Origin of the sequence: Pseudoalteromonas translucida KMM 520 (assembly GCF_001465295.1) — a bacterium.
GTDB classification, from domain to species: Bacteria; Pseudomonadota; Gammaproteobacteria; order Enterobacterales; family Alteromonadaceae; genus Pseudoalteromonas; species Pseudoalteromonas translucida.
The window spans coordinates 1137808-1162779 of sequence record NZ_CP011034.1 but is presented as its reverse complement, the minus strand read 5'-3'; the positions used below and the strand labels follow the sequence as shown (position 1 = coordinate 1162779).

At 38.6% G+C, this 24972-nt stretch carries 24 protein-coding genes; 6 read left to right on the top strand and 18 right to left on the bottom strand.

The window, feature by feature from the left end:
* Positions 1 to 277 precede the first annotated feature (277 nt).
* Together PTRA_RS05470 and PTRA_RS19120 are read right to left on the bottom strand one after the other, a co-directional pair.
* Positions 278 to 721: a hypothetical protein gene (locus PTRA_RS05470; protein WP_058372974.1), complete on the bottom strand. Its 444-nt coding sequence runs from the start codon at positions 719 to 721 to the stop codon at positions 278 to 280.
* 202 nt (positions 722 to 923) lie between these two features.
* Positions 924 to 1094 carry a hypothetical protein gene (locus tag PTRA_RS19120; protein ID WP_167653570.1) on the bottom strand — a complete coding sequence of 57 codons (171 nt, stop codon included), beginning with the start codon at positions 1092 to 1094 and terminating at the stop codon, positions 924 to 926.
* A gap of 751 nt (positions 1095 to 1845) precedes the next feature.
* On the opposite strand from PTRA_RS19120, the gene PTRA_RS05465 reads away from it, so the two are divergent.
* A complete protein-coding gene (locus tag PTRA_RS05465) occupies positions 1846 to 2340 on the top strand; it encodes a hypothetical protein (protein ID WP_208855519.1) in 495 nt (164 codons plus the stop codon).
* A 1428-nt stretch (positions 2341 to 3768) separates the two neighbouring features.
* Here PTRA_RS05465 and PTRA_RS19060 read toward each other — a convergent pair.
* Both PTRA_RS19060 and PTRA_RS05460 read right to left on the bottom strand, forming a co-directional pair.
* Positions 3769 to 3942 carry a hypothetical protein gene (locus PTRA_RS19060; protein ID WP_157756041.1) on the bottom strand — a complete coding sequence of 58 codons (174 nt, stop codon included), beginning with the start codon at positions 3940 to 3942 and terminating at the stop codon, positions 3769 to 3771.
* Between the two features lies 1 nt (position 3943).
* On the bottom strand, positions 3944 to 4228 hold the full coding sequence (locus tag PTRA_RS05460) for a hypothetical protein (protein WP_058372973.1): 285 nt from the start codon (positions 4226 to 4228) through the stop codon (positions 3944 to 3946).
* 280 nt (positions 4229 to 4508) lie between these two features.
* Here PTRA_RS05460 and PTRA_RS05455 point away from each other — a divergent pair, with 280 nt between their 5' ends.
* A complete protein-coding gene (locus tag PTRA_RS05455) occupies positions 4509 to 5246 on the top strand; it encodes a sulfite exporter TauE/SafE family protein (protein ID WP_058372972.1) in 738 nt (245 codons plus the stop codon).
* A gap of 21 nt (positions 5247 to 5267) precedes the next feature.
* Here the strand turns inward: PTRA_RS05455 and PTRA_RS05450 are convergent, their stop codons facing one another.
* The 5 genes from PTRA_RS05450 to PTRA_RS05430 all read right to left on the bottom strand — a co-directional run bounded on the left by PTRA_RS05450 (position 5268) and on the right by PTRA_RS05430 (position 11271).
* Positions 5268 to 6512 (bottom strand): MFS transporter, encoded by a 1245-nt coding sequence (locus PTRA_RS05450; protein ID WP_058372971.1) that lies wholly within the window; start codon positions 6510 to 6512, stop codon positions 5268 to 5270.
* 134 nt (positions 6513 to 6646) lie between these two features.
* The gene (locus tag PTRA_RS05445) at positions 6647 to 7021 is read right to left on the bottom strand and encodes a RidA family protein (RefSeq protein ID WP_058372970.1); all 375 of its coding nucleotides are present in this window, start codon (positions 7019 to 7021) and stop codon (positions 6647 to 6649) included.
* 150 nt (positions 7022 to 7171) lie between these two features.
* Positions 7172 to 8731 carry a BCCT family transporter gene (locus PTRA_RS05440; protein ID WP_058372969.1) on the bottom strand — a complete coding sequence of 520 codons (1560 nt, stop codon included), beginning with the start codon at positions 8729 to 8731 and terminating at the stop codon, positions 7172 to 7174.
* Between the two features lie 87 nt (positions 8732 to 8818).
* Positions 8819 to 9811, bottom strand: a complete 993-nt coding sequence (locus tag PTRA_RS05435; protein WP_058372968.1) for a dipeptidase — start codon at positions 9809 to 9811, stop codon at positions 8819 to 8821.
* A 14-nt stretch (positions 9812 to 9825) separates the two neighbouring features.
* Positions 9826 to 11271, bottom strand: coding sequence for an aldehyde dehydrogenase family protein (locus PTRA_RS05430; RefSeq protein WP_058374533.1), 1446 nt, complete (start codon positions 11269 to 11271; stop codon positions 9826 to 9828).
* A 93-nt stretch (positions 11272 to 11364) separates the two neighbouring features.
* Between PTRA_RS05430 and PTRA_RS05425 the strand changes: the two genes are divergently transcribed.
* The 3 genes from PTRA_RS05425 to PTRA_RS05415 all read left to right on the top strand — a co-directional run bounded on the left by PTRA_RS05425 (position 11365) and on the right by PTRA_RS05415 (position 15118).
* Positions 11365 to 12264 carry a LysR family transcriptional regulator gene (locus tag PTRA_RS05425; RefSeq protein WP_058372967.1) on the top strand — a complete coding sequence of 300 codons (900 nt, stop codon included), beginning with the start codon at positions 11365 to 11367 and terminating at the stop codon, positions 12262 to 12264.
* A gap of 395 nt (positions 12265 to 12659) precedes the next feature.
* Positions 12660 to 14369, top strand: coding sequence for a hypothetical protein (locus PTRA_RS05420; RefSeq protein WP_058372966.1), 1710 nt, complete (start codon positions 12660 to 12662; stop codon positions 14367 to 14369).
* Between the two features lie 11 nt (positions 14370 to 14380).
* Entirely contained in the window at positions 14381 to 15118 is a 738-nt protein-coding gene (locus PTRA_RS05415; protein ID WP_058372965.1) for a DUF3726 domain-containing protein, read from the top strand.
* Positions 15119 to 15185: 67 nt separating this feature from the next.
* Here PTRA_RS05415 and PTRA_RS05410 read toward each other — a convergent pair whose 3' ends face one another.
* Together PTRA_RS05410 and PTRA_RS05405 are read right to left on the bottom strand one after the other, a co-directional pair.
* Positions 15186 to 16745, bottom strand: a complete 1560-nt coding sequence (locus tag PTRA_RS05410; protein WP_058372964.1) for a BCCT family transporter — start codon at positions 16743 to 16745, stop codon at positions 15186 to 15188.
* Between the two features lie 571 nt (positions 16746 to 17316).
* A complete protein-coding gene (locus PTRA_RS05405; protein WP_058372963.1) occupies positions 17317 to 17670 on the bottom strand; it encodes a YkgJ family cysteine cluster protein in 354 nt (117 codons plus the stop codon).
* A gap of 351 nt (positions 17671 to 18021) precedes the next feature.
* On the opposite strand from PTRA_RS05405, the gene cysZ reads away from it, so the two are divergent.
* The gene (cysZ, locus tag PTRA_RS05400) at positions 18022 to 18735 is read left to right on the top strand and encodes a sulfate transporter CysZ (RefSeq protein WP_208855529.1); all 714 of its coding nucleotides are present in this window, start codon (positions 18022 to 18024) and stop codon (positions 18733 to 18735) included.
* A gap of 72 nt (positions 18736 to 18807) precedes the next feature.
* Here the strand turns inward: cysZ and rlmM are convergent, their stop codons facing one another.
* From rlmM to PTRA_RS05365, 7 genes are all read right to left on the bottom strand, one after another.
* Complete coding sequence (gene rlmM, locus PTRA_RS05395) at positions 18808 to 19893, bottom strand: 23S rRNA (cytidine(2498)-2'-O)-methyltransferase RlmM (protein ID WP_011327753.1); 1086 nt, start codon at positions 19891 to 19893, stop codon at positions 18808 to 18810.
* 9 nt (positions 19894 to 19902) lie between these two features.
* Positions 19903 to 20271 carry a DUF423 domain-containing protein gene (locus tag PTRA_RS05390; protein ID WP_041454382.1) on the bottom strand — a complete coding sequence of 123 codons (369 nt, stop codon included), beginning with the start codon at positions 20269 to 20271 and terminating at the stop codon, positions 19903 to 19905.
* A 3-nt stretch (positions 20272 to 20274) separates the two neighbouring features.
* Positions 20275 to 20907, bottom strand: coding sequence for an alpha/beta family hydrolase (locus PTRA_RS05385; protein ID WP_058372961.1), 633 nt, complete (start codon positions 20905 to 20907; stop codon positions 20275 to 20277).
* 1 nt (position 20908) lies between these two features.
* Positions 20909 to 21805, bottom strand: coding sequence for a transcriptional regulator GcvA (locus PTRA_RS05380; RefSeq protein ID WP_058372960.1), 897 nt, complete (start codon positions 21803 to 21805; stop codon positions 20909 to 20911).
* A gap of 108 nt (positions 21806 to 21913) precedes the next feature.
* Entirely contained in the window at positions 21914 to 22768 is an 855-nt protein-coding gene (kdsA, locus tag PTRA_RS05375; protein WP_011327749.1) for a 3-deoxy-8-phosphooctulonate synthase, read from the bottom strand.
* Between the two features lie 9 nt (positions 22769 to 22777).
* Positions 22778 to 24031, bottom strand: a complete 1254-nt coding sequence (locus tag PTRA_RS05370; RefSeq protein ID WP_011327748.1) for a DUF819 family protein — start codon at positions 24029 to 24031, stop codon at positions 22778 to 22780.
* A gap of 15 nt (positions 24032 to 24046) precedes the next feature.
* Positions 24047 to 24877, bottom strand: coding sequence for a tetratricopeptide repeat protein (locus PTRA_RS05365; RefSeq protein ID WP_011327747.1), 831 nt, complete (start codon positions 24875 to 24877; stop codon positions 24047 to 24049).
* Positions 24878 to 24972 lie beyond the last annotated feature (95 nt).

Here is a 24972-nt window from a genome sequence, read left to right as displayed (position 1 = left end):
GAGTAAATTTTAATGTTAAAAATTAGAAACAAAGTAACGCTAAATATCATAGCGCCTCAGAGGCAGGAAATATAAAGGAAGAATCTAAATTGCGCTTAATGTGTGGCTTTTATTACAACTTTTTTTATTAAGAATTGCAGGAATATAGCGTAAAATTAGTTGCTAAATTACGGCTTGAAAAGCCAATATTAGCGATATTAAAATAAAAACAGGGTACAAGCTAAAGTCGGATAAACGCAGCGCCACCCGACAAATTATAGTTTATTTAATAACTCACCTAGTCCAATACTTTTATCTGATCGAGTGATGTTATATTTATATGTGTTTGAAAATAGTACTTTTCTGTTTTTTTACCCATAGCGTAAAAATCAATTATCATACGTTTAGCCTCGCCCGTAACTTCAATAGTTTTATTAATAAAATATAAATCGGGCGAAGTTCCATACTTTTTTATAAAAGCATTTACTGTTCTAGGGTGAATAGCGACACTCACATTTCTTCTATCTCTATAATCCAATTCTGTATTTAAATAAATACCACTGTTTTGAATGCCTGCCGCCTTTATTGATAACTTAAATACGCCTTTTATTCCTGCAGGAGCAGCTTCTTCTGTGAGGGCAATTAAATTCATAGTGCTGGTTATATCCGAGTTAGATATAACTTTAGGTGTTGATGTACACCCACTAATAATTAAAATAGAGATTAAAATAAAATACTTCATCTATACAACTTCCTTGTTAGTAAAATTTGTGAGGCTAGCGTACTTTTACTTAAGCCTAATATAAATAATAAATGAGCTACTATAATACGCTATAAAAAACTTTATTAGTTTAAAAATATATTATGCGCTCTTAAATAAAACGCACTATTTACTAGTCGTTTTTACCTAAACAAAAACTATGGCGCAAAAATAATGCCGCTAATTAGTCTTTTTTATCTATCGTTATTTCAATCGTTTTGCTATTCCCAGCAAACCACTTCTGAACATACAAAGATCCTACAATAGGGGCAACGCCTTCATCAGGCACTTCTTTGTAACGAACACTGTTTTTTGTTTCTTTTTCGTATTCAAAAGTTACTACTTTTTTCGACATAAAATACTCCTTATACTCACATTTAAACCTAGAATAATAATTTAATAGTTTTAACAAATAACTTAAAGTATTGCTACGTAATCATTTTTAAATAATAAAAATTTACACAGTAAAAATGTATAAGCCCTCACTCTATACTTATATTCAATAAAATGAATGAAAGTGAGGAATGAATTACCCCGTGCCAAAATTTTCGCTTCGCAAAGAAGGATATTTTAATTAGCTGTTAAAGGTCAATAACCTTTACGCCGCAAGCGACGAGGAATTAAACTCGCAGAGATTAAAAAGTTAAATTAGCCATTTAATTTGCTACTAAAAATTCATTTTCAGCGTCTGCTTTAAGCTTCATTTTATATTATTACCTAAAATAATAGGTAAGCTATTTAATAAGCTACAATGATCATATTTTTAATAAGATTGATATTGTTACCAACTCCCGACAACATCATTTTAACAAATTAAATAATTACAGTTTAACTATAATTAAATATTTATAAATTGTATACGTAACCTGCTGTAAGCCTTGCTATACTTGATATAAAAGACATTTACAAACTATAAACAGCGGTATACTATCAGCCACGTTAATCTTTTATTAAATGTCGCTTGTGCCGTTATTAAAGGTCAAACGCGACAGCCTACCTCAGTCCTCAGCTAGTACTACATGCCACGGGGCTTTATAATCTTTTGAACGCTTACTGAGACAAGCCATTTAAGGAACTATCAGCTTGCTCTCGACAAGGAAAAAACTATGACTAATCACGATAATGAAAGTGAACGTCTCTCGGCGAATATGTTTTCGTCTATTTTAATAATGCTATTTGCAGGCGCACTCGCTACGGTTATCTTTGATTTTTGGGGGCCATCGCTGTCTCCTCTTCTAGGTTTTGCTGAGCTATCAACAATTAAGCTCCCCAGAACTATGATTGAGGTTATATTCGGTACAGTACCTACAGGAACTCCCGAATTGATTCACTATATTACAGGCTTAATACTTTACCCATTAGGCTGGTTATTTGTAGTACTACCAATGCGCAAAGCAATCATGCCCTCGCTTCACTGGAGTATTACAGCTGTAGTGTACGGTATTGTACTTTGGGTATTCGCACTCTACGTTGTGGCGCATTTAATTATTGGTCTGCCGCCGTTTATCGGCTTCACCGAAACCACTTGGGTTGCACTCATTGGCCATATACTTTACGCATTAGTTTTTGCATGGGGTGCTCAAACTAGAAGTTTCAAATAAAAATAACTTTATTTACTTTAGCCTAGCAGGTGTAAATATTTAAACCTGTTTTTAACTCTTGTTACAAAAAATGTCGCATATTATAGCTAGCGTTTAAAAACACACTATATTAATCCCATATGCTATATGGGATTTTTATAACTAATTGCTATTTATACTTGCAGCTATTAATGGCGAGCATTGCAAGATTAAGCCTTTAATTTGGTCGTGTTGGTGTTAATAAGTACAGTACGACGTTAACTCCATTAACTTGAGGTAGGGAGTTGGTTAAAATAATAAATCTTTTGCCATCTATTTTCTTTGCTTACTTGAGAGCCGCATAAGTTATACGCTTAAAAAATGGATTGCTTTTTAATAAGTTCATGTCTATTTTACCCATAAATTTAATCTTTAATTAAAGCATCTAAGATAGCTTGTAGTTATTATTTAAGCTGCTATATTGGAGCTATGAAAACATATATTTTTTTATTTAATTATATTATTTGTTTGGGGAGCTTCGCCCTAAAATTCCCCGCTTAAGCGGACGCTTCTCTGCGTCCATCTGTTTCACAGAATTTACTATAAATTTTTAATTTAACTTTAATTTAGGCCATTCTCGGCAAGCTTTCTATCGCCTAGATTAAAGTGAAATTTAAATATTACTGTGTTTTTATTATCAATATTATTTATGCGCTCTTGTATAGCGCGTGGCAAATTTGGTTATTAAATACAGTAAAAGCATAAAGTTTCTTCGTTTAGTTTTAAGCAATATAAACGAAGAGCAGTAATTATTTAATCTTATTAAAGGAGGTGAATAGCCGATTGATATTGTTTCTTTAATTTTTAGTTTACTAAAAGCAGAAGTAATTAATTTGTTATTTATTAATAGGTGATGATATGTCTAAAAATGATATGAAAAAACCACAGTTATCGTTAAAAGAAAAACGTAAGTTAAAACAAGAATCGAATACAACCGAAGTGGCAAAACCAAGGAAAAAGAGAAAGGCTTAAGCTACTTTGAATAACGCTGGGTTTTAAAGTTATTAGCTATGCCTTTAATTAGGTAAATAAAGTGAGCTGCGGTGGTTATTTACGATTATGCCGAACTTGGATCAGTCGGCTTATCGGTAGAAGGAAACTAACCCCCGCTTCACTTTTAATGCGAATAATTTATAAGTAACTAACGTTTATTTTCGACAAAGTAAGGAGGTAACTTACCTTGATTGTTGATAGGGTTTTAGTTGGTAAAAAAGTATTTTATATTAATCTATTATTTATTGTTTAGGTGGTGAATATGTCTAAAAATGATAAGAAAAAACCCGCTTTATCGTTAAAAGAAAAACGTAAACTGAAAGAATCAAATACTGTCGAAGTTGCAAAACCAAGAAAGAGAAAATCTAAGTAATAACAAAAAAGGGCGCCAATAATATTGGCGCCCTTTTTTATGCATCAGCAAAAATCGAATCGATAGCTAATCAACAACTCATCAGCAGCTTCAAATATTTGCTCGGCTTCATCGACCCACATACTGTACTCTACGTAAAAGCTCCCCGCTTTATGATTATATATTGCATCAAGCATCACTTGGCTGGTGTCTACGGTTAAACCACTTACAGAGTCCATGCTACATTGGCATAAGTGGCTTGTAGTTGAATATTGTAAATTTTATAGCCTGAATATATTTCCCACATTTTTCTTTAACTATTTCACCGCTGGGTTTTAGTCCTTGGTAAAAACGCATATCGTTAGAGCTTTGTAAGCGAGCTGCCAAGCTTAGATGGTCGCGATTATAAGCTACCTGTACTGCATCTACTTTATTCTCGCCTACCATGGCAGTTAAATAGTAACGTGAAGCTGATACGGTAATATCGCCAATAATGTATTTAGCGGCTAAGTTATTTAAATGCATACATATCGCTTTCTTACTTGGTAATAACGATATTTACCGTTGGTTGTTAAATATTTATTATTTTATGCAGGGTGATCATAAGAAGACTTACTCTGGGTGTGAAATCAGTTAACTTAAGTGGCTGAATATAAAGGGAACTTAAATAAATTGAATTATATGGGTATAACTAATAACAACTTCAGCCACTAGTAATTATTATTAAAAGATAAAAACTCCTAATTAGACTCGACATTAAATATTTAAGATAATTCATCCACTTATGCCTCCTTGCTATGTGATTATGCTCACCGACCCTTTAATTTTAATCCTTGTTTTAACCCTTATTGCTGGTGCTGCTGCACTGCAAAGTTTACTTGGTTTTGGCTTAGGGGTTATTGCTGCGCCAATTTTAGTATTGATTGATCCTGCTTTTATACCCGCCCCTATTTTGCTTTTAGGATTAGGCTTATCGCTATTAAGTGTACTAAATAATAAAAAGAACATACAGATTAGTTGTATTAGCATTGCTTTATGCGGGCGTTTTATGGGGTCGTTATTAGCTGTGGCACTATTGTTACTATTACCGCCGTTGTTTTTCACCATATTATTTTCAATATTAATTATACTGTGCGTGCTATTAACCTACAGTCATTGGCAAATTAGTTACTCAGCAAAAAATTTATTTATCGGTGGTTTTTTCTCTGGTCTCGCGGGGACTTCTACTTCGATTGGCGGGCCGCCTATCGCTATTGTGTATCAAAATAGTAATGCGAGTTCGGTACGTGCCGAGCTAAGTATATTCTTTTTAATATCAACTATTTTATCATTATTTTTATTAATAGTGACGGGTAACTTTAGTTATTATCAACTTCAGCTTGCATTGCCGTTATTACCCGCAGTGCTATTTGGATTTTTACTGTCTCGACGATTAGAAAAGTACTTTAAAGCTCACTATCTTAAACCCGCTATTGCGCTACTTTCTTTAAGCGCCTGCGCGCTAATTTTATTTCAAGTTAGTCACGATTTGTTTAACTCATAAAATTAGCGGCGCAGACTTAAGCTAGTTACTTTCGGGCTCTTGCTCTGTACGCGGGTCAAATTCTATTGCCGGAGAAATTGCAGGACTTTGCATTACAAACACTTCTTGTTCGTCGATTGGCAGTGCTGGGCGCTTAATCATACGATAAACCACAAAAACTGCGAGAAAAAGCTGTACCAATGCCATAAAGTAAAACATTGCATTGACCCCAAATTCTTTCATCATAACTGACGTTGTATAAGGTCCAATGATCCCACCTAAGGCAAATGCCAAAATCATACTGCCCATGGCGGCCGCCATTTCACTTTTTTTCAAGCGATCAAACGCTTCCGAAATACTTAGCGGATAGGTACACGCAATAATGCCACTAGTTAGTGCGGTAACAATAAATAATGCCGGGATCATATTTAATGATACAAACTGTACTACTGCAATATCGGCCAATACCGAAATACACAATAAAATAAGTAGTACTGAGCGTCGGTCGTATCGATCTGAAAAATAACCCACTGGGAATTGCAATAAAAACGCACCAAAAATTGCTGCGCCCATATACAAAGAAAGCTGAAACTCAATAATATTGTATTGCAGTGCAAACACTGGCAGTAGATTAAAAATGGCGGAGTAAATCAAGCCAGAAATAAAACAAGTCACTACCCCTAATGGCGAAATGCGATACAAAGCCAGTAAGGGCATAGCGGTTACGTCTTGAATAGTCGGCCCGGTATGGCGGCTAAATATTAACGGGATAACGGATGCACATAGTAATATTCCTACCAACACAAATAATGTAGATTGTTGAGGCTCTGCTAAGCCCATAAAAAACTGCCCACCAAATAAGCCGCACAAAACAACCGAATTATACACTGCAAGCATTTTACCTCGGGTTTGTTTAGTTGAGCTATCGCTTAACCAACTTTCCATAGCAGTAAATGCGCAAGCATTACAAAAACCAATAATAACGCGCATAACTGCCAGCAAAATAATACTGGGATAAATACTATACATAAGTACACTAATAGCTCCCAGTGCCACACATCCAGCAAACATGCGAATGTGCCCCACTCGGCGAATCAAATTAATACTATAAAGAGCCCCTATTAATAAGCCTACAAAGTACAACGACAAAACCATGCCTATAGTATCTATATCTACGCCATCAAGCCCCATACGTACCGGAAGTAACACATTGAGTAAGCCATTACCTAATAATAAAATAAAACAGCTAAAAAATAACGCTAGTAATGAAATATAAGTTGCTCGCATACCTTGTCCCTAATGAAGTGGTTACTACTGTTATTTGCATTATGTAAACGTAAAAAGCCAGCATAGTGCTGGCTTACTCATACCTTCATCTACCAGCCTTTTGGGCGCAAAAACGAGGTACTTAACTTTAATAATTAAGGTACTGCAGCGTAAGCCACTACTTCACACAGCATCTCTTCTCGGGCTAAGCCTGCTACTATCATAGCAGCACGATTTGGATAAGGTGGCTTAAAATACTCTGCGTACACTTTATTAAAAGTGGCCAACTGCGAACGTTCGGTCACGTAAATAAGGACTTGCGTTACATCATCCATAGTAAGCGAAGCTGCTTCAATTGTGTGCTTAAAGTTCTCCATTGTTTGACGCGCTTGTGCTTCAATACCACCGGCAACAACTTTGCCTTCTGCATCAATTGGTATTTGTGCAGTTGATAATGTGCCATTGGCAATAATTGCCCATTCTAATGGGGCTTTAGATGCGAATAAATTAGTTTTAACAGGTGTTTTCATTTTAGTTTCAGCTCTAATTGGATAAGTAACATTATGGTTGGTTGTTTTGCCCAAACTGTTGGAAAAATTTGGGACTTTAAAATTAATTCTATTAAAATGCAGTAAATGAAAAGGCTATAGCCATAGCCCTTTTATCCTTAATTTTAACGTTTACAAACCTTGCTCATCAGCCATTTTTTTAGCTATTTTCGGCGCGGTCCAAAGCGAAGGTAACAGTACAAAAGACACTGGCACTGCGGTTACTACAATAAACGATTGCAAAGCAGAAATACCTCCAGAGCCAATAGAGATTAAAATAGCAGCCATAACCCCCATCATAACTCCCCAAAACACCCTGATTGATGTTTGCGGGTGATCAGTTCCAGTCATTACCATAGAGACTGAATAGGTCATCGAATCACCAGTGGTTGCCACAAAAATAGTGGTTAATATTAAAAATAATACTGAGATAACAAAACCCATAGGCAGCTGCTCAGTAATGGCTAATAGCGCTGCAGGTAAGTTAAAACCAGTAAAAGGTTCTGAAATGACACCGGGATTAGCCAGCTCGAAAAATATTCCTGAACCACCTACTATCGTAAACCAAAAACAGGTGATAACAGGGGCAATTACAGAGATCAGCATGATCATTTCACGAATAGTGCGACCGCGTGAAATACGTGCAACAAACATCGCCATTAATGGACCATAGCCTAAAAACCAGCCCCAAAAAAATACCGTCCACCAATCCAACCAGGCGGTATCGGCGCGAAAGGTCGCCATAGGAATAAAGTTATTAATATAAAGACCAAATGATTGAATATAGCTGTCGAAAATAAATGCCGTTGGCCCCATTACTAAAATAAATAACATTAGCGCTACCGCTAAAATAACATTAAAGCTACTTAGCATCTGAATCCCTTTGGTCACACCACTGACTGCCGATAGCGTGTAAATAGCAATTAAGCTAAATAAAATAACCACTTGAGTTGTATAGGTATCGGGAATGCCAAATAGTTTTTCTAAACCAAAGCTCACTTGTAGTCCTAAAAAGCCAATTGGTCCTACAGTACCGGCAACAACCGCAAGTACACAACATGAGTCAACAATAGCACCAAAAGCGCCTTTCATTACACGGTCGCCAAACACAGGGTAAAGTAAAGTACGTGGTTTAAGCGGTAAGCCTTTTTCGTAATGTAAATGCATGTACACTATGCCAGTTAGGCTGCCTAAAATAGCCCAGGCTAAAAACCCCCAATGCATAAAGCTTTGTGCTAATGCATTAAAAGCCGCGTTTTTAGTGCCCGACTCGCCACCAAAATGCGGCGGCGATGAAATAAAGTGCGCCATTGGCTCAGCGGCAGCCCAAAATACGCCTCCACCAGCAAGCAGCGTACACATAATGATGCTGATCCATTTAAACGTCGAAATTTCAGGAGACTTTAACCCACCTAAAACAACCCTACCCGTGCGACCGATCGCTAAAAATATACCGATAACAAAAGTCGAAAGCAGTAGTATTTGCCAAAATGCGCCAAAAGTTTTAGTAGAAAATGCAAAGGCGGAATTGATCCAACTCGACATCAAGTCAATATCGTAAAGCGCTAGTGCAGCAAACAACACGAGTACTCCCCCACTGATCAATAGTACCGCTATATCTACCCCAGGCAGAATTTTATTGCAGGGTAATGTACCCATATCCTGTTTTATCGTTGTACTGGTGGTATTCATTTCTCGTCTCCTGATGGATCTCTTTTAGTTATAGTTTATCAATATGTTGTATTACTTTTTGATATCACTCCTTAATAACAAATTAATTTATACGTCTTGTGGTTTCAGGCCTTTATTTAAAAGATTAAGCCAATTTAAGCCCATTATTTTTGCAACTTCATTATCATGAAAACCTCGTGCCTGAAGCCCTTTTGTAATATTGGGAAAATCGCTACTATCTTTAAACCAAGGTAACGGTTTGGGCCAATCTGCATCCGACTTAGAGCCTTCGCCATAATCCATTTCTTTAGACCAACGTCCGTTTCGCATCCACTGTAAAATTGAGGTTGGCTGCTCTTGGCATAAATCGGTACCAATACCAATATTATCTATACCCATTAAATCGGCCGTATTTGCCACCATGTCGCAAAATTCGTTTAAAGTGCAATCGGGGCCATTTTTAAGATGAAATGGATATAAACTAAACCCTAATAAACCGCCCGACTCACCAAGCGCTTTTAGTACAGTGTCTGATTTATTACGTTTAGCGGCATGAAAACTACTTGGATTAGCATGCGAAATGACGATAGGACGCTGCGATATTTCAATTGCTTCCAGCGTGCTTCGCTCACCACTATGGCTCATATCAACAATCATGCCTACGCGGTTCATTTCTTTAATAACTTGGCGGCCAAAACGGGTAACACCGCTATCTTCAGCCTCATAACAACCACAAGCTAACAAGCTTTGGTTGTTATAAGTGAGCTGCATAATCATTAAATTTAACTCGCGCATGATTTCCACCATACCAATGTCATCTTCAATGGTTGAACAGTTTTGTGCACCAAACATAATCCCCACTTTGCCTAACTTTTTGGCAAGGTGAATATCATCTGTACTTTTTACTGGCATAATCAGATCATTATGCATCTCGAACAGGCGATTCCACTGTGCGATACGTAATAATGTTTCACGAATTTGTTCGTGGTAAACAATGGTCACATGCACCATTGTTACGCCACCACTTTTAAGTTGTTCAAAAATAGTTCTATTCCAATTGGAATACTGCAATCCATCAATGACAATTAGATCGTTATGCATAATGATTCCTTAGATTATGAGCGGATGTAAGTTGTTTTAACTATGGTGTAAAACTCTTTCGCGTAAGTACCTTGCTCACGTGCACCAAAGCTAGACTCTTTACGACCACCAAATGGTACATGGTAGTCAGTACCCGCTGTTGGCAAGTTAACCATGACACAGCCTGTTTGTGCGCGGCGTTTAAAGTCACTCGCATATTTAAGTGATTGCGTACAAATTCCGCCTGTAAGACCATAGTTTGTATCGTTTAATGTGGCTAAGGCTGTTTCATAATCTTTAACTTTGATAACACAAGCAATTGGCGCAAACGCTTCTTCACGGTTAATGGTCATATCGTTAGTAGTATTAATAAACAGAGCAGGCTTTAAGTAATAACCTTCGGTTTCCTCAGTGATCACTTCACCACCGATGGCAAGCGTAGCGCCTTCGTCTTTAGCTATTTGTAGATACTTTAAGTTTTGTGCCATTTGACGTGCATCGGCGACAGCACCAATATGCACACCATCTCTAAGTGGGTGACCCACTACTAGCTGTTCCATTCTTTTAATTACAGCAGCAACAAAACGGTCATGGATACCTTCGGTAACAATTAAGCGCGATGATGCAGTACATTTTTGACCAGTACCAAAAAATGCACCACCCACAGCGCATTCCACTGCATTATCTAAATCGGCATCGTCTAGTACGATTAAGGCATTTTTACTGCCCATTTCAAGCTGACATTTAACTAGGTTTGTTGCTGTAGCTATAGCCACTTTACGGCCTGTTTCCAGTGAACCTGTAAATGTTAACGCATTAATTTTTTTAGAATTAATAAGTAAATCACCTACTTCAGCGCCAGGCCCCATAACTAAGTTAAACGTACCTGCTGGTAAACCTTGACGTGAGATGATTTCGGTTAATGCCCATGCACTTGCTGGTACTTGGTTAGCGGGTTTAAATACAATGGCATTACCAAAGGCCAGTGCCGGAGCAATTTTCCATGCGCCAGTAGCCGTAGGAAAATTCCATGGAGTAATAATACCCACAACACCAACAGGTTCTCTGCGGGTTTCAATTTCAACTCCTGGACGTACTGAATCGGCCGTTTCGCCCATTTGGCGTAACACTTCTGCAGCGTAGTAATGAAAAAATTGACCTGAACGATAAGTTTCGCCCACGCCTTCTGCTAATGTTTTGCCTTCTTCACGTGCTAGTAGTTTGCCAAGCTCATCTTTACGGGCAATTAACTCATCACCAATGGCCATTAAAACGCGATAGCGCTCTTCAAGACCACTTTTTTGCCATTCGAGTTGACCTACAATCGCAGCATCAATTGCTGCTTCTGTTTGTGCTTTATCTGCTTGGGCGTAATGTCCTATCGTATCGCTTAAGTCTGCTGGGCTAATATTCTCAATTGAACTTTTACCTTCAACCCACTGACCTGCGATGTAATTTTGAAACACTGAATTTGATGACATAAATACCTCCATTAAATAATTGGATTCAGTATAAGAACCATGCTCTAATAACTAAAATTAATAATTAATATATTTTGATAAGGAAAACTTATCGTGCTACCTGAATTTAAAATTACCCAGCTACGACATTTCGTCTGGGTTGCTGAATTAAAAGGATTTCATTACGCTGCGCAAAAGGCATGTCGTACACAGCCGGCAATCTCTTTATCGATTCGTGACCTTGAAAATAAATTAGGTGCCGATGTTTTTGAAAAGCGAAGTACGAAAAGTACTATGACTGAGCTTACACCATTTGGTAGAAACTTTTTGCCCAAAGCAAAAGAGCTGATTGCCCATCACGACAGTATTTCTCAAGATATGGTATTAATGCGCCAAAATAAAACGGGCCATTTACGCCTTGCATCTGTGCCCTCCATCGGCTGTAGATTACTGCCTAACTTATTATCTAAATTTGTGGCAGATCTTCCTGAGTTACACATTAGTCTTTATGATGATAATTCTGAAACAGTATTAAAAAAAGTCGAAAAACAACAAGTTGATTTAGGAATTGCCAGTCTTACACCTGGTCATGAACACGATAATGTACTGTTTACCCCTATATGGCAGGATGAAATAGGTGTTGTTTGTCATAAAGATAACCCTCTTACACACGTGCAAGAACTACACTGGCAGGATCTACAACAACAGCGATTTATAAGTAATGGCACTTCGCGCTTACTTAAAAAAACAGCTGCTGAGCCGCTACTCGAAAACTCGCAGTTTTATATTTCAAATATGCTATCGCTTATAGCCATGCTAGAAACTGGAATGGGTATAACCACATTACCGCGTTTTGCTTTTCCGCAACACAACAACACCTTGTGTTTTATTCCATTAAAAACCCCGCATGTGGTGCGCGAAATAGGCATAGTACAACTTAAAAACAAGTCACTTGCCCCAGCGGCACAAGCGTTAACTGACTTTATTTTAAAGCACGGGGCTGAGCAACAATAGTGCCCCAGAGCACGTATAATGAGTTACAAACCTAATATGCTTTGCGATAGTGATTAACTTTTTAACTAGATGATCACTAAATTCAACTTAACAAAACAAACAACAAGAAACACGCTAACTAACGTTATTAAGTTACATTTAAAACAATTTTAATATATAAATACTTCAATAGAATCAAAAAACAGTCCGCAACAATAAGTTTTACTTATCGATAGATAGACTTTTTTGACTTGTGCTAATTCCAGCTATTGGTCAAAAATGGCGCCACCAGTAAAATAGCACCACTTTGAGTACACATTATTTATACCATTTAAATTGGTTAACACTTAATCCCAGTTACGCGCAACGTGTGATCAATCAAACGTACTCAAACGGTATAATATGAGATCATTAACATGACTAAACATGCCGATATTCACGCTTCACTTTGGGGCGACAACGCACTGCCACTGCGCCCTGCCAGTCAAGTTATGAAACTAGAAAGGTTAGGCTCTTTACATCAAAGCCGCCTAAGCTTTATGCGCACTTTGGTACGTCGAATTTTTCGCGAGCGTTGGAAAATTGAACTTGCCACTTTAGATCTAAATGAACAAGGATTTGGTACGGTTGTTTATGAAGTACAAGCACCCGATGGATTCTTTAGTTTTGTACTTTTTTCTGAACAGCTACTGTCAGAAGAGCGTAATGATCGCGTAATTGCTACAAAGTGGGATTTAACTATGGCGTTAGTTGAAGGCCAAGTGACCCCAGAATATGTTGTCCAGTTAAAGCAAAATGTACCAAAACAAGAAGCCGGACGCGTTGACTCGCGGGTTTTTGTGTTATCGCGTGCTAACCGCAGTGCCCGTAACTTTGATTATGTGGTTGAGCAACTAGCCAGCGGTAAGCAACCCGAAGTAGCAAAAATAGCAGAAGTAGGCTATTTGTATCGCACTACTGCTGTTTATGGCAGTGGTAAATTGGGTATGGCTGATTGGGAAAAAGTTCAACAAAAATTTCCTGACTTTGCACGCCCATTTGCCAGTGAGATGTTTGTTTGTTTTATGCTACGTAACTTTAGTTTACTGCAAGTAGAGCATATTGCCCGCCACCGTAATGCTGCCACATTTACCCCTATGCGCCATGATATTAAACGTTATTTTGGCATTGGTAATTCTACCGGGCTAGGCATGGCACCCTATTTAGTAAATCATCCACTACTCATAAACCAGTGGATATCTATGCGAGAACTCGCACTAGCTCGTATCAGAGCACTGGGTGCAATTACTGCTTATACTCAACAATTAACGGTTGAGTTAATAACCCGTGCCGTTCAGTACACACATGAAACCATTACTGAAGATGCATCGCAAACAGCTCTAAACAAAATTGTCGTCCAAGACATGCAAAAACTTAAAGCACTGGTTACTGGCGGCTTTAATAGTTGGGATGAGTTAATTGCTTATAGTGAACAACACTGCTCTTTACAAGGTCAGGAAATGTTAGTTTCTATTATGTTAGAAATTTATCCGGATTTAGTTGATGAGCTTGAAGACTTTCACTGTTCCGATGAGTTTTTAGATTTAGATCCACTTATGCCATTACAGCAGTTAAAAGCAGTTATTGAACAACGTTATGATTGGGCGCTGGCTATAGACTTTGACGCTGAGGGCGCTAAAGAAACTTATTGGTATCGCTCAGAAGAGAAAATGGAACCTCGCCTCGGTAGTATTGCCGACGTAGAAGGTAAAAAGAAAGCGATGGCGCTTGCCGTAGGTTACGCGGTGCGCAAATGCTATAACATGCTGGTTGAATATATAGTAAACAACCCGGAGCACATTACTGCGCGCTTTATGGTAGCTCACCCTAAGTTACGCGGTATTGTAAGGCGTATTCAAAGCATGAACCGCAGTGTATATGGTGATATCCAGGCCAACTTACTCGATCGCGATGTGTTACCTATACATTTACTGCGCTGTAAACTTGCTTTTTTTGGCGTGAGTAAATTTGATCCTCGATCTCGATTATGGGTAAGAAATACCATGTTTCAAGGCGCACCATTACTTGAAGACATTGGTAAACCATTTATTGATGACTGGTTTATGCCATTAACACCAAAACAATAAGGAGATTCTTTGTGAATATTTCTATGAATGAACTTAAAGCCTCGCTACGTAGGTGTTTTGAAGCTAGTGGCTATTTTGTTGGTAACTATGAAGATGCTGCAAACATGGTGTTGTGGTTAGAAAAACATGGTTTAAATGGCTTAAAAGAATTACGCCAGGCGCTGCCATACCTTTGTGATGATGCTGACAAGCCGCTAAGTAATGTAATTTATGAAGATAGCACTTCTGCAATTATTGATGCGCACAATCGTAGTGCACTAAATTGTATTGCTGCAGCAGTAGATCTGGCCCATGCAAAAGCACTCGAAACAGGTATTGCAACCGTAACTGTGCATAACTGTCATAACAGAATGTTTGTACTAAAAGCATTGACCGACCGAGGTCGCAGAGGGATCAGTACTGCGGCTTATTGGAAAAATGGCAGCGATATAATTACCGAACATACTGCAGCTATTCTTTCGGGTAGACGTTATCCTAGCTATAGCAGCGGTGTAACCAACTTAATAACCACTGATGATGACAAGCAAGCGTTAACCATTATTTGTAGTTCAAGGGTCGATTTAACTACTTCACTTCAAAGTGATGACAGTCATATGATTAGCGCTGAAAAAATTGAAAAAAACAAAAATCACTCAGTTAATCATGGGATCGAAATTGACGAAGATATTTGGCTAAAAATAAATTATCTCGGTGCGGGAGTCTTGGTAGAAAACACCGATCGCTCTAGACTCGATGCAGGGGGGCGCTAACCTGTAAATAAGATTGATTGCCTCTCGTTGGGCAATCAATCCTTTATTTAGCTTTAACGTCTATTGCTTATAAACCTTGCTCAGTAGCCATTTTTTTCGCAATTTGTGGGGCCGTCCAAAGTGATGGTAACAACACAAAAGATACAGGTACGGCAGTTACTACAATAAACGACTGCAGTGCAGAAATACCACCTGAACCTATCGAAATTAATATTGCTGCCATAACCCCCATCATAATGCCCCAAAACACTCTAATGGATGTTTGCGGATGATCGTTACCCGTCATTACCATAGACACCGAGTAGGTCATAGAGTCACCTGTGGTTGCTACAAATATTGTGGTTAAAATTAAAAACAATACCGATATAACAAAGCCCATAGGCAGCTGCTCAGTAATGGCCAACAGTGCAGCAGGTAAATTTAAGCCCGCAAAGGGTTCTGAAATAACACCCGGGTTTGCTAACTCAAAAAATATTCCTGAACCACCTACTATCGTAAACCAAAAACAAGTAATAACAGGGGCAATTATTGAAATAAGCGTGATCATTTCACGAATAGTACGGCCGCGCGAAATTCGTGCAACAAACATAGCCATTAAAGGTCCATAACCTAAAAACCAGCCCCAAAAAAATACTGTCCACCAGTCTAACCAAGCGGTATCGGCACGAAAAGTGGCCATAGGAATAAAGTTATTAATATAAAGCCCAAACGAATGAATATAGCTATCAAAAATAAAGGCTGTAGGCCCCATCAGCAAAATAAACAGCATTAACGCCACGGCTAAAATTACATTAAAGCGACTGAGTAATTGAATCCCTTTAGTAACACCACTTACGGCAGATAGAGTATAAATTGCAATTAAACTAAATAAAATGGCCACTTGAGTGGTATAAGTATCTGGAATACCAAATAGTTTTTCTAAACCAAAACTTACTTGCAAGCCTAAAAAGCCAATAGGGCCTACCGTGCCTGCTACTACAGCTATAACACAACACGAATCGACAATAGCACCAAATGTGCCTTTCATTACGCGATCGCCAAATACCGGATACAACAAAGTACGCGGCTTAAGTGGTAAACCTTTTTCGTAATGTAAATGCATATACACTATGCCAGTCAGGCTGCCTAAAATAGCCCAGGCTAAAAATCCCCAATGCATAAAGCTTTGCGCTAAAGCATTAAATGCAGCCTCTTTAGTGCCTGACTCACCACCAAAAATTGGCGGCGGCGAAATAAAATGTGCCATTGGCTCAGCAGCAGCCCAAAACACCCCGCCACCAGCAAGGAGTGTACACATAATAATGCTGATCCACTTAAAGGTAGTAATTTCTGGCTTTTTTAAGCCACCTAATACCACTTTCCCAGTACGTCCAAAGGCTAAAAACAACCCAATTATAAAGGTCGAAAGCAATAATATTTGCCAAAAGGCACCAAACGTTTTAGTAGAAAAAGCAAAAGCGGTATTGATCCAACCCGACATCAAATCAATATCATAAAGTGCTAGCACAGCAAATAGCACAAGAATGCCACCACTGATTAAAAATACCGGTATATCAACCCCTGCCAAATACTTTGTTGTAGATGAATGCTCATCTTCATGTTGTTTTGTTACTCCAGTGGTACTCATTTATCGTCTCCTGATGGATTTTTAGTTACCGACATAGCGACATACCACAACACCCACCCTAAATACGAAATTTCACCATGAAGCGACGCTAATCAAAAGGTTAAATTATCTATTGATCTTGCTTTATTTCGAGTTTAGAAAATGCCATAACAAATATCTTAACTGCCAATTTGTGAATATTTTACCCTTTTCAGCAACCTAATCCAACGGTACTCTAATTATTAATAGTGAATTTACACAATAGCAAAGCCTTGCTTACAGCTATTTTTAATAATAAACAAATATAAAACAACAATTTTGAAGGAACTAGGCAAACAGAAATCGTAATATAAATAGAGAGATGCAAAAGTGTAGCTGTAAAACAAGCTGCATAAGGCTAAGTATATTAATAGTCAAATGCATTATTAATCTCGCAATATATTTAATATGTATTGATAGCATTTTTTGTAAAAATAACTAGGGCAGTGTTTAGAATAAACTTATTGATGGTTTTTAAATTATTAATAACGCGTATAACACACATAAAAAAAGCGCTGAATAAGCGCTTAATTACTTTAATAAATACCAATACTTACACTAATACTTGACGCGTGTTTGCTATAAAGTGATGTACTTCACGCTCAATTTTAGGGTCAACTGGCTCATTTGGTCGACGATCATTTGGGCAAGGCATTCTTGGTGTAGTACCAAATAAACGACAAATTAATGGCCGCTCGTCATATACAGTACAGCCATTGGGGCCAAGATGTACACAATTGAACTCGTTTAATGCCGCTTCATGCTCGGCATCCGTTTTTACAGGTAAACGCGACATTTCCTCTGAAGACGTTGTTACTGGCCCGCAGCAGTCGTGGCATCCTTTTACACATTCAAACGCTGGAATATTAGCGCGCAATCGTAAAATTACTTCCTGATTTTTGTACATCACTATTTATACCCTTTATTTTTGCAACGCACTGACGCGGCAACTTTACTAATTTCTCCACAATGCATCAAAGCGATGCTTAAGCCTAGAGTGGCTAAATCAGCTATAGTACGCTTTGCACTGCCCAAAAATCAAGCTAAGTTAGCATTTAGTTACGCCATAGCGCCAATATATAGGCTTATAAACTAAATATTATTTATTAAGCAGGATGAATAAAGTAGTAAGCTGGCCGTTGTTATTATTTTACTTAAACACTTTGTTACCTAAAAATACTGTTTAAAATTACTCAGCTATTTATACTAGTGCAAATGAAAAATATTTTTTGAGGTAGTTGTGCAGATCATACAAGGTATGGAGTATTTTTTTTCGGGGTTTAAATTAATTACTCAAAAAGGATTAAAGCGTTTTGTGTTTATTCCGCTGTTAATTAATATTTTACTTTTTGGTAGCTCGTTGTTTTTTTTATTTGGCTGGTTAAGCGACAGTTTTAGCTACATAAATAATATGCTGCCCGAGTGGTTAAGCTGGCTTGAGTGGTTAATGTGGCCCATTGCCCTGTTAATAGTGCTGTTTAGCTACAGTATGTTATTTACTGTGATCACAAACTTTATTGCCGCGCCTTTTAATGGGTTACTCAGTGAAAAAGTTGAGTTGCATTTAACAGGTCAAAAAATTAATGATGATGGCTTGGCTGAGTTATTAAAAGATGTACCACGCATGCTTGGCCGAGAGTGGACAAAACTTTGCTATTACCTTCCCCGCGCCATTGGCTTTTTTATATTGTTATGGGTGTTACCGGTTATAGGGCAAATACTGTGGGTGCTTTTTTCGTGTTGGATGTTTGCCGTGCAATACCAAGATTACGCGTTCGATAATCATAAAATCAGCTTTAAGCAAATGAAAGCCGATTTACAAAGCAAGCAAGGTTTATCGTACGGGTTTGGTTTTGCAGTAATGTTGCTAACAGCCATTCCGTTGGTAAATTTAATTGTAATGCCTGTTGCTGTTTGTGGTGGCACCAAATTATGGGTTGATAACTTTCGCAGCCAATACCGAAATCAATAATATGTCATAAAAAATGGGTCGCTTGACCCATTTTTTATTTAACCTAAACTCAGGTTATTTACTAATTCATCATTAGCTATATAAGCTTTGTGGCACTTTGGTCACATTTAAATGCACGGTCACTTCCTCGCGATCATGATATAAATGCTTAGCTTGTAACTCGTAGCTTATACCGTATTTTTCCAGTTCAGCTCTGATCATGCTTAAGCACTCGTAAACACTATCAAAGCGTTTTTTCATTGGCAGCTTTAAGTTAAAAATAAGCTCTTTAGCATATGCATTTACTGCCCAGTCAATCATTAGGCTGGTTACTTTAGTTGGCTTTTCTACCATGTCGCATACTAACCAAGTAATGTTGCGTTTTTCTGGGCGATATTTAAAACCATCGGCTCTAAAATGTTTTACCTGCCCTGTTTGCATTAAATCGTCGTTCATTGGGCCATTATCTATCGCGCTTACAAACATACCGCGGCGTACTAACTGATAAGTCCAGCCACCTGGGCACGCCCCTAAGTCAACACTGCGCATTCCGGCTGCAACGCGTGACTCGCGTTGTTGTTCTGGAATAAACACATTAAATGCTTCATCTAATTTTAAAGTAGAGCGGCTTGGTGCATCGCTTGGCATACGTAAACGCAAAATACCCATAAAAAATGGCGAGTTATTAAAGCTATACGAGTAACCCACATAAGCGGTGTTGTTAGTTAAAAACAGTACATGCATTACTGGGCGGTTTGCTTTTGGCTCGCGCAGTACAATATTACGTTTTTCGAGGGCTTTTTTAAGGGGTGTTGATATTTTTTTACAAAAGGTTAAAAGCTCTTTTCCCTCATTGGTATCGGGGGTTTCTACACGTAGCTCAGAGCACAAGGTAAAATCTTTAGCAGCCTCTACAACGGCCCCTACACGATCTTCTACTGGCATGTTTTCGATCAGCGTACCGGCAAACCATTGACGAGCAAACACCATGTTTTTAAAATCAACTTTTTTAATTATTTCGTCGCCATGCTGCGCGTCAAAACACTCATAAATAACATAACCGGTATTTGGCTTTGCTTTAACATAACCGGCAAAACCTTGCTCGGCAGCGTGGAACGTTATTTCAGCAGCGGCATCGTTTTCAAACCCACTACGACAGTAAATCACAACACTAGACATATTAACCCTTTAAAACTTAAATCGTGCAACTTGCACTAAAATAACAATCCAACCAATAATAAAGCATAAACCACCCAATGGGGTTATTGGGCCTAGCCACTTCATGCCTGTTATGGCAAGTAAGTATAAACTGCCACTAAAAAGCAGTGTGCCCGCAATAAAAAAACCGCCAGCCCAATTGAGGTTTATACCCCACTTAATTAACACCGCCACAGCTATTAGCGCTAATCCATGCACCATTTGGTACTCGGCCGCGGTTTTAAACACACCTAATGAGTACTCCGACAGTCGGCTTTTTAAACCGTGAGCGGCAAACGCCCCTAGCATTACCGACAGCATACAAAAAAAGCTCCCGGTCATTAAAAATAATTTAATCATTTATTACTCTCTCGAATACTTATTTATAAAGCGTACAGCACTTTGCACTGCAGTTGCTCGATTTTGCGCCTCACTAACGCCACTTTTTTTACGCGGTTTTAGTGAGTGGTCGCCATCGGGTAACCAGCAATATTCTGGTTGCTTGGGCATTAACATAGTAGCTAGCTCCTCACGAGTACCAAACGTATCGCGCTCACCTTGTAATACTAAAAATGGGCAGCCTATATCAGCAAAGTGATCGGTGCGTAGTTTTTCAGGCTTGCCTGGCGGATGAAACGGATAACCAAACGCTAATACACCTAAAATAGCATGCTCGCTAGTACAGGCAAGCATTGACGCCATTCGCCCCCCCATAGATTTACCACCAATAAATAACGGCAACCCTGGCTGTGCATGGCTAAGTATTTGCTCATAGTAGCTAAGCAATTTGGGCGCGCGATCGGGTGGGCGGCGTTTATTGGTTTGTTTCGCTATTTGCATATATTCAAAATCAAATAAGCCAACATCAATCCCTTGCTCACTAATGAGTTGTGCCATATTTTGCATAAACTCATGGTCGCTACCTGCCCCTGCACCATGGGCAAAAATAAACTGTGCTATAGCTGGCTGCTGTGTACTTTTAAACCATTTAATCATATTAATACTCTTGTTCTTGCTCTACTAAGCTCAGCATCCATTCTTTAAATGACACTATTTTACCCATTTCTGTTTGCGACTCGCGCAGCACTAAATAATAAGCGTTTTTACTCTCTAAACTATGATTAAACGGGATCACTAATCGTCCGGCGTCAATATCGGGCTTAGCGAGTACACTATTACCTATAGCAACACCTTGGCCATGCACTGCGGCTTGTAACACCATAGATGAGTGACTAAAAATAGGCCCTTGGTTAACTTGCACATTACGTACACCGGCGGTTTTCATCCATGTTTTCCAATTTTTACGTGTGGTGTCGTGCAATAAGGTATGGTGCGCTAAATCACTGGGTTGATTAAGTGGCTTAATGCCATTTAATAATAGCGGGCTACATAGCGGCACTAAATACTCGGTATGTAACTTAAAAGTTTGCACCCCACTCCAATGCCCACGGCCATAATAAATAGCGACGTCGACATCGTCGGTTAAAGAGTTTTCGTCTTGATCTTGCGCTTTTATTCGCACGTCTATTTCTGGGTGTAACTCATTAAATAAACTTAATCTGGGTACTAACCACTGAATCGCAAAACTTGGCGTTAAACTTACCGTTAAAGAGCCTTTTGCACCCCGTGCTAGTAATTTTTCGGTAGCGTCTATTAGTTGGGTAAATATTTCTTTTATATCGAGAAAATAACCCTGCCCTTCTTCGGTTAATAATAGCGAGCGGTTTCTGCGTATAAATAGCTTTAAGCCTAAATGTTCTTCTAATGTTTTTATTTGATGACTTACAGCGGCTTGCGTTACATATAGCTCTTCAGCAGCTTTGGTAAAACTTAAATGACGTGCTGCTGCTTCAAAGGCTTTAAGCGCGTTTAATGGAGGGACCCGTCTTGACATGATAACCACGCTTTGAATTAGTTTTTCTTATGCATGGAATTATATATTTAAGGTGTAAAAAAAGCGACCTTAGTCGCTTTTTAAATATTACCTAATATAGGTTATAAATTATAAATCGCTGGCACTGGTATCAAGCGGTGCAAAGCTTTTAATTAAATCATCTACGGCTTTCATTTGCGTTAAGTAGCCTTCTAATTTACTCAATGCTAGTGCACATGGGCCATCGCATTTTGCTTCATTTGGATTGGGGTGTGCTTCTATAAATAAGCCCGCAATACCAAGTGCCATACCACTGCGGGCAAGCTCTGCTGCTTGAGCGCGACGACCATCAGCCGAATCTGCACGGCCACCTGGGCGTTGTAGTGCATGGGTAGCATCAAAAATAACAGGTGCCATAACTTTCATGTCGTCCATGCCTAGCATATCAACCACTAAGTTATTATATCCAAAGCTTGAACCACGCTCACACAGTGCCACGTTGTTATTACCTGCTTCGTTAAATTTAGTAATAATATGGCGCATTTCGTGTGGGGCTAAAAACTGTGGTTTTTTTACATTTATAATTGCACCGGTTTTTGCCATAGCAACAACCAAATCTGTTTGACGTGCTAAAAATGCCGGTAACTGAATAACATCAACTACTTCAGCAACAGGTGCTGCTTGATGTGGTTCGTGTACGTCGGTAATTAATGGAATATTAAATGTTTTTTTAATTTCTTCAAATATTTTTAAACCCTCGTCTAAACCAGGGCCGCGGTAAGAGTTGATTGATGAGCGATTAGCTTTATCAAACGACGCTTTAAATACATAAGGGATATTTAATTTAGTGGTTACTTCTACGTAATGCTCTGCAACACGCATGGCTAAATCACGAGACTCTAATACATTAATACCGCCAAACAATACAAACGGTTTGTTGTTCGCAAGTTCTATGTCATTAATTTTAATAATTTGGTTGTTCATTTTTATTCCTTATGGTGCAACTGCTTGCATCATTAATCCACAAATATAAGCCATATAAGTACCTACGCCATAGCCAAGTACCGCTAATAATACACCTACAGGAGCAAGCGACGGGTGAAACGCAGCAGCAACAACGGGTGCAGATGCCGCGCCGCCTACGTTGGCTTGTGAGCCTACCGCCATATAAAATAACGGTGCTTTAATTAGTTTAGCTACAATTAACATTAAGCTTGCATGGGTAAGCATCCATATAATGCCAATTACAAAATACATTGGTGTTTCAAAAATCGCCGTTATATTCATGTGTAAGCCGATTGATGCAACCAAAATATACAAAAATGTAGAAGCAACTTTCGACGCGCCAAACGATTCTATATGGCGTACTTTAGTAAACGATAAACTAATACCAATAGTGGTTGAGATCACGATTAACCAAAAAAACTTACTGTTTAAGCTGTACTCTTGTGCCCATGGGAAATTAGCACCAAAGTAAGGGCCTAAAAAGTCAGCACAAAAGTGTGCCAAGCCGGTAATACCAAAGGCAATGGCAATAATCATCATATAATCGTTTAGCGTTGGCATGCGCGCATGCTCAGCATGATACTTTTCAACCCGGTTTTTAAGGTCTTCAATTGCGCTGGTATCGGCACCTGTTCTTGCATCAATGGCTTTATGATTAGCTGCCATTAATAATAAAACGGCCATCCATAAGTTAGCAACAATGACATCTACCGTCACCATGGCCGAAAATATATCGCCGCCAACTTCAAACATTTCTTTCATTGATGCTTGGTTAGCACCGCCACCAATCCAGCTACCCGCTACTGTGGTCATACCGCGCCATACGGCATCGGGGCCATGTCCGCCAATTGCTTCTGGGTACACTGCGCTCATAATCAAAATAGCTAAAGGGCCACCAATAACAATACCAGTAGTACCGGTTAAAAACATAATAAGTGCTTTGGGGCCTAAGTTTATAATGGCTTTTAAATCAATACTTATAGTCAGCAGTATTAAACACGCTGGTAGTAAATAGCGTGAGGCTACGTAATATACGTTTGATTTATTGCCATCAACAATACCAAAGGTATTAAGTAATGAGGGCAAAAAGTAGCACAACAGTAAAGCGGGTACATATTTATAAAATGCTTTAAAACCTGGGTGCTGGCTGTTAGAGGTTTTAAACACAAACCCTAAAATAATAGCCAGTAAACCAAGTACCACAGCATCGTTAGTAATTAATGCAGTTTGGGCTTCAACCATAGTTATTCCTATTTTTTAATGGTGAGTTTTATTATTATTGTCTTCTAGTTCTTCTATTTGGTGTTGAATAATCTCTATTGCAGGATCGTCTGGGCATTCGTCTACAAAAAACTGTAAATCGTCACGTGCCATTTTAGGGCAGCCTAATTGATTGAGCAAATACCCTCTGTCACGTCGCTCATAAGGATCATCACCAATTATATCCATCAGCATTTCGACGCAGTTTAACGCATGACCAAATTTATTTTCGCTAATAAATGACCATTTTTGCTGGGCTAAAAATAATTTATATACTTCGTCGTCAAAAATAAGCTCAAGTGGCTCTTGCTCTTGGGCGTTATCTTCATCAACGTTTTCAGGAATGATATACCAGCTTTGTTGGCCACTGCTTGGCTCAATGGTATAGCCTTCTTCATCACTCATAGCTACATGTATACCAATATCACCTTGGGTAATACTTACGCAAGCGTCTAGTTTGGCATGTTGTAAAAAGTGGCTGAGTAAAATAGCAAGTGTTGTTGGTGAACCACTGCGCATAGTTAATGTATAGCTTATGCAATTTAATTTGTACTCTGGCACTTTTAAGCTAGAAGCACTAAATAGCCATTCACTATAAAAACGATCTAATAGCTTATCTAAACGCACATGTTCGTCAGATGTTTGCAGGCACAAAGCATCTATTTCCTGTTCAAAGGAAGTTAAAATTTCATAGCTAGGCGTTAAGTCAATCTGAGGGTCCCATTTAGATTCGGCTTGAATACAACGATAAATCGCCGGTGGCAAAAAATCATCATAAGCTTCATCAAAATAAGAATCATCGTGTTCATCAAACCCGAGGGTGGTCATTCATACTACAACATTTTAGAAAACGAAGGCGTAGTTTACCTACTTTTTAAGCTAGATACCAATATAGAGGGGCTTGAATGTGAACTTATGTTTAG